We start from the raw sequence: 13,455 nt of genomic DNA on the forward strand, positions 1-13,455 counted from the left end.
AAAAACCTGGGGCCAGAGTGATCAGGCGGGGACGATCGAGACCAGCTTCGGGGCGCGGATGATGATCTTGGCGATCGCGCGGCCGTCCAGGGCTCGCTGGACCGATTCCTCGGCCAGGGCCAGTTCGCGCAGCTCGTCCTCGGTGATCGTCGGCGGCACCTCCAGCCGGCCGCGGACCTTGCCCTTGATCTGGATCACGCAGGTGACGGACTCGATGGTCAGCAGCGACTCGTCCACGGTGGGCCAGGCGGCGTTGGCGATCGACGGTGGTTGGCCCAGTTGCTCCCACATCTCCTCGGCGACGTAGGGCGAGACCAGGCTCAGCGCGATCGCCACGAACTCGGCTGCCTCGCGGACCGCCGGGTCGGCGGGGCCGGCGCCGGTGTCGATCACCTTGCGGGTGGCGTTGACCAGCTCCATGACCCGGGCCACCGCGACGTTGAACCGCTGCGTCTCGATGCACTGGGTGATGTCGGCCAGCGTCCGGTGCGCGGTCGACCGCAGGGTCGCGTCGCCGCCGGCCGGGTCGGTGCCGGGCTCGCTGGTGACGTCCGCGGCCAGCCGGTAGGCCCGCTGCAGGAACTTCACCGAACCGCTCGGCGACAGGTCCGCCCAGTCGATGTCCTCCTCCGGCGGGCCGGCGAAGATCATCGTCAGCCGGACCGCGTCGACGCCGAAGTTCTCGATCTGCTCCCCCAGGTCGACGCCGTTGCCCAGCGACTTGCTCATCGACTTGCCCTGGTTGATCACCTGGCCCTGGTTCAGCAGCCGGCGCATCGGTTCGGTGAAGTCGACCAGGCCCATGTCGTACAGCGCCTTGGTGAAGAACCGCATGTACAGCAGGTGCAGGATCGCGTGCTCGACGCCGCCGACGTACTGCGCCACCGGCATCCAGCGCCGGACGTCCTCGGGATCGAACGGGCCGCCCTCGTAGCCGGGCGAGCAGTAGCGGAAGAAGTACCAGGACGAGTCGACGAACGTGTCCATCGTGTCGGTGTCCCGGGTGGCCGGGCCGCCGCAGGTCGGACAGTCCACGTTCACCCAGTCGGTCGCCGCGGCCAGCGGCGAGGTGCCCTTGGGGTTGAGATCCGTGCCCGTCAGGTACGGCAGCTCCACCGGCAACTGATCATCGGGCACGGGCACCTCCCCACACGTCTCGCAGTGGATGATCGGGATCGGGGCGCCCCAGAACCGCTGCCGGCTCAGCAGCCAGTCCCGCAGCCGGTAGGTCGTCGCACCGCGCCCGGCACCCTTCTCCTGCAGCACCTCGATCATCTTCGCGACGCCGGTCGCGGTGTCGGAGATCCCTTCCAGGACAGGAGAGTTGACGTACGGGCCGTCGGCCTTGGTGGCCACGCCGGAGACGTTCGGGTCCTCCTGGCCGGAGTCGATCACGACCAGGATCGGCAGTTCGTACTTGCGGGCGAAGTCCAGGTCGCGTTGATCATGAGCGGCCGAGCCCATCACCGCGCCGGTGCCGTACTCGGCCAGCACGTAGTCAGCCGCGAAGACCGGGATCTTCGCCCCGCTGACCGGGTTGATCGCGTCGACGCCCAGGTAGACGCCGGTCTTCTCCCGATCGGTGGACTGCCGCTCGATCTCGGTCTCGGACTTGGTCTGCTCCAGGTACGCCTCGAATTCGGCCCGGTGATCATCGGTGACGATCTTCGGGGCCAGCCGGCCGTCCGGCGCGATGACCAGGAAGCTGGCGCCGTACAGGGTGTCGGGGCGGGTGGTGAACACCGTGATCGGCTCATCGGCGCCGGGCAGCTCGAAGTCGATGTAGGCGCCCTCGGACCGGCCGATCCAGTTCCGCTGCATGGTCAGCACGCGCTCCGGCCAGCCGGCCTCCAACTGCTCCATGTCGTCCAGCAGCCGGTCGGCGTACTCGGTGACCTTGAAGAACCACTGGGTCAGTTCGCGCTTGGTGACCGGGGAGCCGCACCGCTCGCACTCGCCGTTGATCACCTGCTCGTTGGCCAGCACGGTCTGGTCCTTCGGGCACCAGTTGACCCAGCTCGCCTTCCGGTACGCCAGCCCGCGCTCCCGGAACCGCAGGAACAGCCACTGGGTCCACCGGTAGTACTCCGGGTCGGAGGTGTGCAGCCGCCGCGACCAGTCCAGGCTCAGCCCGTACCGCTTGAACGAGTTCGCCTGCGTCTCGATGTTCGCGTACGTCCACTCGGCGGGATGCGCGTTCCGCTTGATCGCGGCGTTCTCGGCCGGCAGCCCGAACGAGTCCCAGCCGATCGGATGCATCACGTCGTAGCCGCGCAGCTTCAGGAAGCGCGCCCACACGTCACCCATCGCGAACGCCTCCGCGTGCCCCATGTGCAGGTCGCCGGACGGGTACGGGAACATGTCCAGCACGTAGCGGCGTTCCCTGGAGCCGTCGTCGAGCGGCGCGAAGGTCCCGTCGGCCTCCCAGAAGGCGGCCCAGCGTTCCTGGGCGGCGCGCGCGTCGTAACGCGCTCCGGTGGCTTCGGCTTCCTCGGTCGAGGACTGCTCGCTCACGGTACAACTCCCTTGTGCTCTTGGTCCGGGCATGAAAAAACCCCTCGGGCAGGAGGGGTTGGCCGCGCTGGACTGTGGTCCGCGCGGCTAGCTAAGGAGCGCCCGGCGGTACTGCATGCCGGCCATGCTAGCGCAATCCCGCTCCCGACGTCGGCTACCCGCCGGCCGGCACCTTGACCCGGACCGCCGCCGGCACCACCTCCGCGACCAGCTGGGACGCCTCGCCTTCCGTGTCGCCGTCCAGTTGGTACGCCTCCGCCGACGGCACCGTGATGACGACCCGGCGGCCGGTCCAGTGATCGAGGTTGGCGTCCTCGTGGTGTCGCCGCAGCAGCACCCGGACGAACGCCGTCACCCAGTCCCGGAACCGGCGCGGCGAGGCCACCAGCAGGTCCAACTGCCCGTCGTCCAGGCGGGCCTCCGGGATCAGGCTGACCAGGCCCGGCACTTCCCCGACATTGCCGACGACGCAGAGCACGGCGCGGCGCCGGTGCGCCCGGCCGCCGTCGATCGTGATCTTGGTCCGGACCGGCTTGCGCCTGAGGTTGCGCGCCGCCGCGACGGCGTAGGCGGCCGGGCCGATCGCCTTCTTCAGGTCGGCGTCGGCCTCCTCCATGATCGCCGCGTCGGTCCCGATCCCTGCCATCACGGCGAAGTAATCGGGCTCGCCGTCGTCCACGGTGATCTTGATCAGGTCGATCGTGCGCTCCTGATCACCGAGGGCGACCTCGATCGCGTCCTCCAGCCGGAGCGGCACGTCGAGGTTGCGGGCCAGCAGGTTGACGGTGCCGGCCGGCAGCAGCGCGGCCGGGATGTCCGAGCCGACCAGGCCGGCGATCACCACCCGGATGGTGCCGTCGCCGCCAGCCGCCACCACCAGGTCGACCCCGGCCCGGACCGCCTCGGCGGTCATCGCCCGGCCCGGGTCCTCCGGCGTCGTCTCCAGCCAGAGCGGCTCGGCCCAGCCGGCGTCGGCGAACCGCTGCCGCAGCAGCTGCTCCAGCGCGTCGTCGATCTTGGTCGCGTTGATCACGACCGCGGCGCGCCGCCCGCCGTCCGCTCGACGATCTTGCTCGGTCATCGGCCCACGCTATCCCGGGAGGTCCGGTCGGCGCGGCTGATTCGCCACCCCTGGCCGCGTGTCCGCTCCAGGTGACCGGTGATTGAACTGGAGGTGAATCCACGGTTACGCTCATAGGACGTCCGATGAGCGGAGGTGTGCCATGCCGCAGACCGACCAGCCTCTTCCTCTCGACCGTCGATCGTTCATGATCACCGGTGCGGCCGCCGGGGTGTCCGCCCTCGGGCTCGGCGCGGCCCGCACCCGGCCCGCCTCCGCCGATGAGGGCGCCGCGCCGGCTCCGTACGCCGAGACGACGGTGTTCACGAACGCGGACCGGACGCTGCCGTACAACGTGTACCACCAGGTCGGCCTGGCCCGGCTCGGCGGCGGCGTCCTGATCGCGTACGCCGAGGGCAGGATCGCGACCTCGGACCTGACCCGCTCGGTCGACCTGGTCTACCGACGCAGCACCGACGGCGGCCGCACCTGGGACGCCGAGATCAGCGTGCTGACCAGGCACGGGACCGTCCGGCACGACGGCGCGGACCGGCCCGTCTGCTATTTCAACCCGAGTCTCGTGTACGACAGCGGGACCGGCATCACCTGGGCCTTCTGCGACCGCAAGCTCGGCGAGCCGGACTACACCGAGCAGCACCAGTTCGAGGCGAACCGGGTAGTGTACCTGACCAGCCGCGACCAGGGGCGGAGTTGGAGCGAGCTCAGCGAGGTGCCGGCCGAACTGTTCGACGGCAAACCGGGCGACCGGCACGTGTCGACGTCCGGTCACGGGATCCGGACCAGCAGCGGCCGGCTGCTGGTGCCGGTGTCGCACCAGCACCGGCACTACCGGCCCGACTTCACCGCGTCCTTCCTCTACAGCGACGACCGCGGCGACACCTGGCGGATCAGCGAGCCGATCCCGCCCCGCTCGCCGTACGCGGGCTTCGCCGAGCTGCGGATCGCCGAGACCGCCCCGGGCACCATTCTGGCGATCGGCCGCGGCCGCAACGGCGACAGCGAACCCGGCCTGACCGGCGGCCACTTCAAGGTGCGTTCGGTGAGCACCGACGACGGGCTGACCTGGTCGCCGGCCGAGCTGGAGCCGGACCTGCCGGAATGGTTCAACGGGGTCGACCACGGCATGATCAACCTGGACCGGCCGCGGCACGACCTGGTGATCGTCAGTTCCTCCGACGTGCCGTCCGGGTTCACCGAGCACCGGGGCAACCTGACCGCGTACTACAGCCTCGGCCAGGGCCGGACCTGGCGCCGCGGACCGCGGCTGGTGTCCGGCGCGTCCAACAACTCCGACCTGGTGCCACTCGGCACCGATCTGGTCGGATGCCTGTTCTGCAAGGGGAAGTACGCCGATCGTAGCGTCTATCAGTCACCGCGGGTGGTGTTCGCCCGGTTCACCCTGGACTGGCTGTTCGACACCGACCGGCCGGCGCCGGAGGCCCGGTGGCGCCTGGACGAGGGCTCCGGCGAACTGGTCGCGAGCACCGGCAGCCAGCGCTACGACGGCCGGATCGTCGGCGCCTCCTGGGTCCGCGACGAAGGCCGGACAGTGCTCGAGTTCGACGGCCGCTCCGGCTTCGTCGATTTCGGGGACGTGCTCGACCCCGGTCCGGGCAGCTTCACCGTGTCGCTGTGGTTCCGCCGCGCCTCGGCTGCCGTACCCGGGCGGCAGCAGGGCCTGATCACCAAGGGCAACCTGGTGTCGACCCGGGCCGGCTTCTCGGTGGTGCTGTCCACCGAGGGACGGCCGGTGGTCCGGGTCAGCGCCGGCGGCGGCACGGACCGGCGGGCCTCCCAGCAGGCGACCGCGGCGGTGCTCGACGGCGACTGGCACCACCTGGCCCTGGTGCTCGACCGGAGCCGCGGCTCGGTGACGGGCTTCCTGGACGGATCCACCCTGCACTGGCAGTCCGGCGGCAGCGGCCCGGCCGGAGACGTGATCGACGGCTTCGGCCCGATCGACTCCGCCGAGCCGCTGCGGATCGGCTGCACCGGCGTGGACGGGGTCGCCGGTGATCATTTCCAGGGCCGGATCGCCGATGTCGCGCTCTACCGGCGGGCGTTGTCCAACCTGCACGTCGAGGAGCTCGCCCGAGCCGGGCGCTAGTTGTACTCGGGTGGCCAGGGTTCGGTTGAAGCGTTCGACCTTGCCGTTCTGCCACGGGCAGTGCGGTTTGATGAATTTGTGTTTGGCACCGATCGTGGTGATCACGGCAGCAAAGTCGACTGACCGGCGATAGGACCAGTGGTTGTCGGTGATCACGCGTTCGATCCGGTCGATACCGTGATCGGCGAAGTATTGCGCGGCGCGGAGCAGGAAGGCGGCGCAGGTGGGTCCCTTCTCGTCGTCGAGGATCTCCGAATAGGCCAACCGGGAGTGATCATCGACCATGGAGTGCACGTAGTCGTAGCCGATCCGGGCCTTCTTGGCCGCCGCTGTGGAGCCCATCTGCCGGCCGTGGGCCTTCCACCCGCCACCGTCGGGAATCTTGCCGATCTTCTTCACGTCAACGTGAACCAGGTCGCCGGAATGATCGTGTTCATACCGGCAGGCGGTCTGCTTCGAGGTTCGGATCATCTCTCCGGTCAGCGGGTCACAGTCGCGGAGATAGGGCAGTTGGTGGCGGCGCAGAACCCGGGAGACGGTGCGTGCCGGGACACCGAGTTCGGGACCGATCCAATCTGGACCCCGCCGCTGGGTGTGACGGAGCTTGATGATCTTGTCTTCGACCTTGACCGGAGTCCGGTGCGGACAGCTGTGAGGTCGCGACGACCGGTCATGCAGACCGGCCTCGCCCTCGGACCGGTAGCGGTTGACCCACCGGCTGGCGCATTGCCGGGACACTCCTTGGGCTTTAGCGGCATGAGCGATCTTCCACCCTTGCTCGCAGACACGCTCGACCAGCAGCTTGCGGCCACGGAAGTTCAACCGCGCGTTACGGTGGGACACGAGGACCTCCTGGATCGGTGAAGACGGCTATCTCCACCGCATCCGGAGGTCCTCCTCAGGTCAACAACCCCGGCCGAAGTGTCACCAACCTCCTGGCCGAGTACAGCTAGTCGCGGTGGGTTCGTCAGCGGAGCCGGCCGGCGCCGACCGTCACGCTGCCGCTCCAGGTCGTGACGACCTGGTTGCCGCCGACGGCGATCGCCTCCGGGTTGCTGCAGCGCAACTCGTACCCGTCGATCACCTCGTGCACGTCCAGGGTGTCGGAGCAGCGGCCCTGGTGGCGCCGAGCCCAGTCCGCGATCTTCCGCCGGGTCGAGTCGGCGGCCGGCAGCACCTGGTCCAGTCCCAGCTGCAGCGCCTCCACGGTGCGCCGGTTCGCCTGATCGGTCCGGTCGGGCGGGCTGCTCCCGGCGGCCGAGGCCGAGCCGAGTGCCATCAGGCTGGTCAGCCGATCCGCGTCCCGCAGGCTGTGGTTCAACGCGAACGTGTGTTGGTCCCGGCCCGAGATCGACTTCGTGCAGCGCGTGCCGTACGACCCCGACTTCTCGCACCGGAAGCCCTTCGCCCGCAGCGCGGCCACCAGCGTGCCGACGCTCACCTTCGGGAAGCAGCCCTCGCTGGATCTCGGTTGGCACCGCACCGGGCCGGGACCCGTCGGGGACGGCGTCGGGGACGGCGACGGCCGGTCGGCGGAGGCGGTGCTCGACGGCCCTGCGGTCTCGGTCGTGGCCTGCAGACTACGTATCCACAGCGTTCCCCCGGCGACCAGACCGATGATCACCACGGCCGCCACGACCGCGACGACGATGATCAGGGGCGCGGCGGAACGGCGGGGCCGGACCGGACCGGTCGGCGGCCCGGGATGAGGCGGTTGCTGCTGGACCGGCACCCACTGCCGACCGTCCCACCACCACTGCCCGTCCGGCGACCGCGGAGGCGGAGCCTGAGACATGCGGCGCATCGTACCGACACCCGGTGCTCGGACTCGCCGACCGCCTGTGACCCGAGGCACGGATCCGGGTACACGTCGAGTCAGCACGGGAGAAGGGAGACCCCGCCCATGACCGACCAGACCCCGAACACCCCGCTGACCGCTGGGGCCGAGGTACGCCACCGCCGGATCGAGGTCGACGGCCTCGAGATCTTCTTGCGCGAGTGCGGACCGGCGGACGCGCCGGTCCTGCTGCTGCCGCACGGCTATCCGGCGTCGTCGTACGCGTACCGCCGGCTGATGCCCGCTCTCGGCGACCGCTGGCGTACCGTCGCGCCGGACCTGCCCGGCTTCGGCTACAGCGGCACGCCGGACCCGGAGCGCTTCTCGTACACGTTCGACGGCTACGCGGACTTCCTGCGACGGTTCACCGAGGTCGCCGGCCTCACCCGGTACGCGATCTACCTGCACGACTACGGGTCGCAGTTCGGCTTCCGGCTGGCCATGGCCGCGCCGGACCGGGTCACCGCGTTGATCATCTCCAACGGCGACATCTACGAAGATCAACACGGGCCGAAGTACGCGCCGCTCAAGGAGTTCTGGAACAACCCGACCGACGAGGGGCTGCGCAAGCTCGGCCAGGCCGTGTCGCTGGAGGGGTTTCGTGACGAGTACGTCGGCGAGGTCGACGCAGGGCTGGCCGAACGGGTGTCGCCGGACCTCTGGACGCTGGCCTGGGCCCAGCTCGGAACCCCGCAGCGGCGGGAGAACCTGACCGCCCTGCTCGCCGACCAGCGCCACACGGTGCCCTGGTTCGCCCGCCAGCAGGCCTACCTCCGTGATCATCGACCGCCGACCCTCATCGTGTGGGGCCACCAGGACGGGTACATGCCGGCCGGCGCCGCCCACGCGTACCACCGTGATCATCCGGCTGCCGAACTGCACCTCATCGACGGCGGCCACTGGTTGCTCGAGACGAACTTCGACGAGGTGCTGCCGATCATCCGCGGCTTCCTCGCCCGCACCTCCGGGCGCTAGAAGAGGTCGGGCGTCGTCGGCGGCACGTCGTCGAGGAACGCGGTGACCAGCGGCACCAGCGTGGCCGACTCCCCCGCGAGGCCGACGTGGGACGTCGCCGGCATGATCACCAGCCGGGCCGCCGGTGACTCCCGCAGCACTCCCGCGCCCGCCGCCTCGTCGTCGCCGCCACCGCGCAACCGGAACAACGCCAGCGCATGCTCCGGCCGCACCGAGTCGGCGTCCCCGACGATGATCATCGTGCGGGCGGGGAACGAGCGCACCTGGTCATCGCCGAGGTGATGGTCGTTGATCCCCAGCACCTTCATCTTCTCGAGGTACGCCGAGAACGCGGCCGGGTCCGGCGTGTGCTCGAAGAAGTCCCGCTCGACGGCCGTGCCGGCGAACGCCGCGGCGTCGAGACCGGCGATTCCCTCCAGCACCAACGGATGCCAGCCGTCCCGGCGGTACGTGGCCGACAGCACGACCAGCTTCTCCACCAGGCTGGGATGGCGTACCGCGAGCTGCAGCGCCACGCCGCCACCCTGCGAGTAGCCGAGCACGGCGGCGCGGTCGACCTGCAGTGCGTCGAGCAGCGCCGCGGCGTCGTCGGCGAACTGCTCGTACGACATCGGGCGCGCCGTGTCCGGCGTCCGGCCGTGCCCCTGCTGATCGAAGATGATCACCGGGCGCTCGGCCGCGAACCCGCGGATCCAGGAGGCCATCGAGGCGGTACTCATGAAGCCGCCGGGGATGAGCAGCAGCGGGGTCCTCGCCGAGCCGCCGAGTTCGCCGTACACCTCGTGGTAGAGGCTCAGCCCGTTGATCGGCAGCCGACCGCGGCGGTCAGCCCGCATCGCCGGTGGCTCCGTAGAGCCGGGCGATGTCGGGCGAGTCGAGCCAGTTGGCATAGGCCGAGGCCTTGGGCCAGCCGTCGGGCGAGTCCTGCCACTCCTCCTGGCGTCCCCACGGCAGCAGGTCGATCAGCGGGAACGTGTGGCTGAGCTGCTCGGTGCCCCGCCCGTTGGTGTGCCAGGTGCGATAGACCCGCTCGCCGTCGCGGAGGAACACGTTCACGCCGAAACCCGCCCCGGGCGGCGCGTCCACGTCGGCACCGAACGAGCTCTCCGAGGAGGAGTACCAGTCCATCCGGTTGCCGACCTTCTCCTTGTACGCCAGCACCTCCTCGATCGGCCCGTTGGTGACGATGACGAAGCGGGCATCGTAGTTGTCCAGGAAGTCCAGCCGGACGAACTGCGAGGTGAAGCCGGTGCAGCCGCCGCACTGCCACTCCGCTCCGTCGGTCCACATGTGGTTGTAGACGATCAGCTGGGAACGCCCGGCGAAGACGTCGGCCAGCCGGATCGGCCCCTCGGCACCGATCAGCGTGTAGTCGTCGAGCTCGACCATCGGCAGCCGGCGGCGCTGCGCGGCGATGGCGTCGAGCTCCCGGGTGGCGGCCTTCTCCCGTCGCCGCAGCTCGGCGAGCTCCGCCTGCCAGGTCTCGCGGTCCACGATCGGCGGCAGGGCCTTGGTGGTCTGTTCGGTCATGCTTCCTCCCGGAATGTGCTGTCGGCTCCGAGGGTTAGACCCGCGCCGGCCGCCGAACTCATCGGCTCCAGTCAGTCGAGTTACCGCCTCACCGTCAAGACCCTCGGATTCCGCCCGCCGGCGCTCGGCGTCGCCCGCCGGGACTCGATCACGGCGAACGCTCGGTCGTTGAGCGGCGGAGATGGTCGATCAGGTGGTCGAAGACCGCTTCGAGGTGGGTGGTGCGGCCGGTCGTCCGGAGCACCTGGACTCCGCCTTGGATCCCAGCGATGAAGACCGCGGCAAGCCGGTCCGCGTCGAGCGTGGCGGCCACCGAGCCACGCCGTTGCATCGCCTCGATCCCGCGCCGGATCTCGGCCTGCCAGCGATCCAGCAGGCTGCCCACGACCTCGCTCGCGCCGGGCGTGGTCGAGAGCTGGCTCATCAGCGCGCCGAGCGGGCAGTTGCGCCCCTGGACCCGGTACCGCTCCAGCACCGCTTCCCGCCAGCGCCGCCACGACGCCCAGCTGGTCAGATCGGCGAGATGCGGTTGTTGGTCATCGATCACCCGGTCCGCCTCGAACCGGGCCACGGCGAGCAGCAGTTCCTCCTTGCCGCCCGGAAAGTAGTGGAACAACTGTCCCTTGCTCGTCCGGGTCACGGCCCGGATGTCATCGAGGGTGACGTCGCCCGGTTCCTCGCTGCGCAGGTGCACGGCGGCGCCTTCGACGATGCGCTGCCGTGTCCGTTGTCCCTTGGCGGTGAGCTTCACCCTCAAATTTTGGACTTGTGAGTCCAAAAAGCCAAGCCTAACGTCGCCGGCATGACATCACGCCTCGCCGGTCGTACGGCCCTCGTCACCGGCTCCACCAGCAATATCGGACGCTCGATCGCCACCGCGCTGGCCACAGCCGGTGCGCAGGTCGTCCTCTCCGGCCGGGACGAGAGTCGCGGCCGGGCCGCGGTCGCCTCGATCCTGGACCGAGGAGGGTGGGCCGACTTCGTCCGCGCCGACCTGGACGGCACGGCGCAGGCGAGCCGGGCCCTCGCCGAAGCGGCCGTGGAACGGCTCGGCGGCCGGATCGAGATCCTGGTCAACAACGCCGGCATCTACCCACCCAGCTCCACCCTGACGATCGACGAGCCGACCGTGGACCGGATCTACGCGGTCAACGTCAAGGCGCCGCTGTTCCTCACCCAGGCCATCGTCCCGAGCATGATCGCTGCCGGCTCCGGCGTGGTGATCAATCTCGGCTCCTGGGTGGCCCGGCTCGGTTTGTCGGTCGGTGGCGTCTACGCCTCCACCAAGGGAGCATTGGAGACCTTGACCCGGTCCTGGTCGGCCGAGTTCGGCCCGCTCGGCGTGCGGGTCAACGCGATCTCCCCCGGCGTGATCAGGACACCTGAGCTCGATGCCGGCGAGGAGTTCGCCGGCGAGACCCTGATGGCGACGACACCGGCCGGGCGAGCCGGACACCCGGACGCGATCGCCGCGGCTGCGGTCTACCTGGCCTCCGACGACGCGGCCTTCGTGCACGGCACCGTGCTGGACGTGGACGGCGGCCGGACCGGCGTGCACCTGGCCGGCTCGATTCCGGACCGCCCGGTCAACCCTTGACGGCCCCGGTCAGCACACCCTTGGCGAAATGCCGCTGCAGGAACGGGTAGACGATCAGGATCGGCACGATCGAGATCACCAGGATCGCCATCTGGATGGCGGCCTGCGGCGGCAGATGCTCCACGCCCAGTTCGGCCGCACCGAGCTGGGTGTCGTTGATCACGTACGTGCGCAGGACCAGCTGCAACGGCCAGAGGGTGGTGTCGTTGATGTAGAGCAGCGCGTTGAAGAAGGCGTTCCAGTAGCCGACCGCGTAGAACAGGCCGATCACCGCGAGCACCGCCTTGGACAGCGGCAGCACGATCGAGGTGAAGATCCGCAGCTCCCCCGCTCCGTCGACCCGGGCGCTCTCGATCAGTTCCCGGGGCAGCCCGGCGAAGAACGCCCGCAGCACCACCACGTTGAACGCGCTCACCATCGTCGGCAGGATCAGCGCCCACAGGCTGTCGATCAGGCCGACGCCGCGGACCAGCAGGTAGGTCGGGATGATGCCCGGCGAGAACAGCATGCTGATCAGGACGATCAACAGGAACGGCCGGCCGGCGACGAAGGCGGGCCGGGACAGCGCGTACCCGAGCAGGCTGGAGACGGTCAGGCTGAGCAGGGTGCCGACGACCGTGACGAACGTGCTGACGCCGATCGCCCGGGTCACCACGCCGCCGTTGAAGATCGATCGGTACGCCTCCGTACTGATCGATTCCGGCCACAGCACCAGCCCGCCGGCCCGCGAGATCTGCTCGGCCGGCGCCAGGCTGGTCGAGACCACCCCGAGGAACGGGATGATCACGGCCGCGCAGAAGATGATCAACACGACCGCCTTGAGCAGCCGGACCGGCCAGGATGCGATCGGAGTTCCGTGCACCAGCGGACGACTCATCGGCGATACACCCCTTCCTGGCCGAACGCGTGGGCGATCCGGTTGGCGGCCAGCACCAGGATCACGCCGACGATGCCCTTGACCAGGCCGACCGCGGCGGCGACGCCCCAGTTCCCGCCCAGCACGCCGTTGTTGTAGACGTAGGTGTCCAGTACCTCGCTGACGCCGCGGCCGACCGCGGCCTGCTGCAGCAGGATCTGCTCGAACCCGACGCTGAGCGAGTCGCCCAGCCGCAGGATGAACAGCAGAATGATGATGCCGCTCAGGCCCGGCAGCGTGATGTGCCAGAGCTGCCGCAGCCGCCCGGCCCCGTCGACGCTCGCGGCCTCGTACAGCTCGGGCTCGATCTGCGACAACGCGGCCAGGAACAGGATCGTCGCCCAGCCGGTGTCCTTCCAGATGATCTGCGAGGTGAGCAGCGCGTGGAAGGTGTCCGGGTTGCCGATGATGCTGACCGTGCCGAAATCGTGCGAGCGAAGGAAGTTGTTCAGCATGCCGCTGCCGCCGAGCAGTTGCTGGAACAGCGACACCACGATCACCCAGGACAGGAAGTGCGGCAGGTAGAGGATGCTCTGGACGATCTTCTTGATCTTCTCCGAGAACAGCGAGTTCATCAGCAGCGCCAGCAGGATCGGCGCCGGGAACACGAACACCGCCTGCAGCGTGGTCAGGATCAACGTGTTACCGAGCGCCTGCAGGAACGCCCGGTCGCCGCTGAAGATCACCTCGAAGTTGTCCAGCGCCGACCAGTCGCTGGCCATGATGCCGAGGAACGGCTGATAGTCCTTGAACGCGATCACGTTGCCGAGCAGCGGAACGTAGTGGAACAACAGGATCAGCGCGACGCCGGGGACGGCGAAGATCAACAACACCCGGTCGTTGATCAATCGGCGAGCCGGCGAAACGCGGGCCGGGCCTGGCGAAGCCCGGCCCTTCG

Annotated in this window: 11 protein-coding genes and 1 pseudogene; 3 read left to right on the forward strand and 9 right to left on the reverse strand. The window is 69.5% G+C overall.

Annotation, left to right across the window (positions count from 1 at the left end; translation table 11 throughout):
* Positions 1-21 precede the first annotated feature (21 nt).
* Positions 22-2,547 (reverse strand): leucine--tRNA ligase, encoded by a 2,526-nt coding sequence (gene leuS, locus AC6CCG_RS30730; RefSeq protein WP_496658630.1) that lies wholly within the window; start codon positions 2,545-2,547, stop codon positions 22-24.
* Between the two features lie 121 nt (positions 2,548-2,668).
* Entirely contained in the window at positions 2,669-3,595 is a 927-nt protein-coding gene (locus AC6CCG_RS30735) for a diacylglycerol/lipid kinase family protein (RefSeq protein WP_496658631.1), read from the reverse strand.
* Positions 3,596-3,782: 187 nt separating this feature from the next.
* Here AC6CCG_RS30735 and AC6CCG_RS30740 point away from each other — a divergent pair, with 187 nt between their 5' ends.
* Positions 3,783-5,702 (forward strand): sialidase family protein, encoded by a 1,920-nt coding sequence (locus AC6CCG_RS30740; RefSeq protein WP_496658632.1) that lies wholly within the window; start codon positions 3,783-3,785, stop codon positions 5,700-5,702.
* A 9-nt stretch (positions 5,703-5,711) separates the two neighbouring features.
* On the opposite strand, the pseudogene AC6CCG_RS30745 reads toward AC6CCG_RS30740, so the two are convergent.
* Positions 5,712-6,545, reverse strand: a pseudogene (locus AC6CCG_RS30745) (IS481 family transposase); the annotation flags it as partial.
* 124 nt (positions 6,546-6,669) lie between these two features.
* A complete protein-coding gene (locus AC6CCG_RS30750) occupies positions 6,670-7,497 on the reverse strand; it encodes a hypothetical protein (RefSeq protein ID WP_496658633.1) in 828 nt (275 codons plus the stop codon).
* 108 nt (positions 7,498-7,605) lie between these two features.
* Between AC6CCG_RS30750 and AC6CCG_RS30755 the strand changes: the two genes are divergently transcribed.
* On the forward strand, positions 7,606-8,514 hold the full coding sequence (locus AC6CCG_RS30755) for an alpha/beta fold hydrolase (protein WP_496658634.1): 909 nt from the start codon (positions 7,606-7,608) through the stop codon (positions 8,512-8,514).
* On the opposite strand, the gene AC6CCG_RS30760 is transcribed toward AC6CCG_RS30755, so the two are convergent.
* The 3 genes from AC6CCG_RS30760 to AC6CCG_RS30770 form a co-directional block, all read right to left on the reverse strand.
* Complete coding sequence (locus AC6CCG_RS30760) at positions 8,511-9,350, reverse strand: alpha/beta fold hydrolase (RefSeq protein WP_496658635.1); 840 nt, start codon at positions 9,348-9,350, stop codon at positions 8,511-8,513. The genes AC6CCG_RS30755 and AC6CCG_RS30760 overlap by 4 nt on opposite strands.
* On the reverse strand, positions 9,340-10,044 hold the full coding sequence (locus tag AC6CCG_RS30765; RefSeq protein WP_496658636.1) for a DUF899 domain-containing protein: 705 nt from the start codon (positions 10,042-10,044) through the stop codon (positions 9,340-9,342). The genes AC6CCG_RS30760 and AC6CCG_RS30765 overlap by 11 nt, the downstream gene beginning before the upstream one ends.
* A gap of 148 nt (positions 10,045-10,192) precedes the next feature.
* Positions 10,193-10,822 (reverse strand): TetR/AcrR family transcriptional regulator, encoded by a 630-nt coding sequence (locus AC6CCG_RS30770; RefSeq protein WP_496658637.1) that lies wholly within the window; start codon positions 10,820-10,822, stop codon positions 10,193-10,195.
* A gap of 24 nt (positions 10,823-10,846) precedes the next feature.
* Between AC6CCG_RS30770 and AC6CCG_RS30775 the strand changes: the two genes are divergently transcribed.
* Positions 10,847-11,641, forward strand: a complete 795-nt coding sequence (locus AC6CCG_RS30775; protein ID WP_496658639.1) for an SDR family NAD(P)-dependent oxidoreductase — start codon at positions 10,847-10,849, stop codon at positions 11,639-11,641.
* Here the strand turns inward: AC6CCG_RS30775 and AC6CCG_RS30780 are convergent.
* Both AC6CCG_RS30780 and AC6CCG_RS30785 read right to left on the reverse strand, forming a co-directional pair.
* Positions 11,631-12,518 (reverse strand): carbohydrate ABC transporter permease, encoded by an 888-nt coding sequence (locus AC6CCG_RS30780; RefSeq protein WP_496658640.1) that lies wholly within the window; start codon positions 12,516-12,518, stop codon positions 11,631-11,633. The genes AC6CCG_RS30775 and AC6CCG_RS30780 overlap by 11 nt on opposite strands.
* On the reverse strand, positions 12,515-13,405 hold the full coding sequence (locus tag AC6CCG_RS30785; RefSeq protein ID WP_496658642.1) for an ABC transporter permease: 891 nt from the start codon (positions 13,403-13,405) through the stop codon (positions 12,515-12,517). The genes AC6CCG_RS30780 and AC6CCG_RS30785 overlap by 4 nt, the downstream gene beginning before the upstream one ends.
* Between the last annotated feature and the right edge of the window lie 50 nt (positions 13,406-13,455).

Source organism: Microlunatus sp. YIM B11417 (genome assembly GCF_059617205.1).

Bases quoted from the DNA above. Each gene is read 5' to 3' on its own strand.
- AC6CCG_RS30740 (WP_496658632.1), top strand. From the start codon at position 3,783: ATGATCACCGGTGCGGCCGCCGGGGTGTCCGCCCTCGGGCTCGGCGCG.
- AC6CCG_RS30750 (WP_496658633.1), bottom strand. From the start codon at position 7,497: ATGTCTCAGGCTCCGCCTCCGCGGTCGCCGGACGGGCAGTGGTGGTGG.
- AC6CCG_RS30755 (WP_496658634.1), top strand. From the start codon at position 7,606: ATGACCGACCAGACCCCGAACACCCCGCTGACCGCTGGGGCCGAGGTA.
- AC6CCG_RS30735 (WP_496658631.1), bottom strand. From the start codon at position 3,595: ATGACCGAGCAAGATCGTCGAGCGGACGGCGGGCGGCGCGCCGCGGTC.
- leuS (WP_496658630.1), bottom strand. From the start codon at position 2,547: ATGCCCGGACCAAGAGCACAAGGGAGTTGTACCGTGAGCGAGCAGTCC.
- AC6CCG_RS30760 (WP_496658635.1), bottom strand. From the start codon at position 9,350: ATGCGGGCTGACCGCCGCGGTCGGCTGCCGATCAACGGGCTGAGCCTC.
- AC6CCG_RS30775 (WP_496658639.1), top strand. From the start codon at position 10,847: ATGACATCACGCCTCGCCGGTCGTACGGCCCTCGTCACCGGCTCCACC.
- AC6CCG_RS30780 (WP_496658640.1), bottom strand. From the start codon at position 12,518: ATGAGTCGTCCGCTGGTGCACGGAACTCCGATCGCATCCTGGCCGGTC.
- AC6CCG_RS30765 (WP_496658636.1), bottom strand. From the start codon at position 10,044: ATGACCGAACAGACCACCAAGGCCCTGCCGCCGATCGTGGACCGCGAG.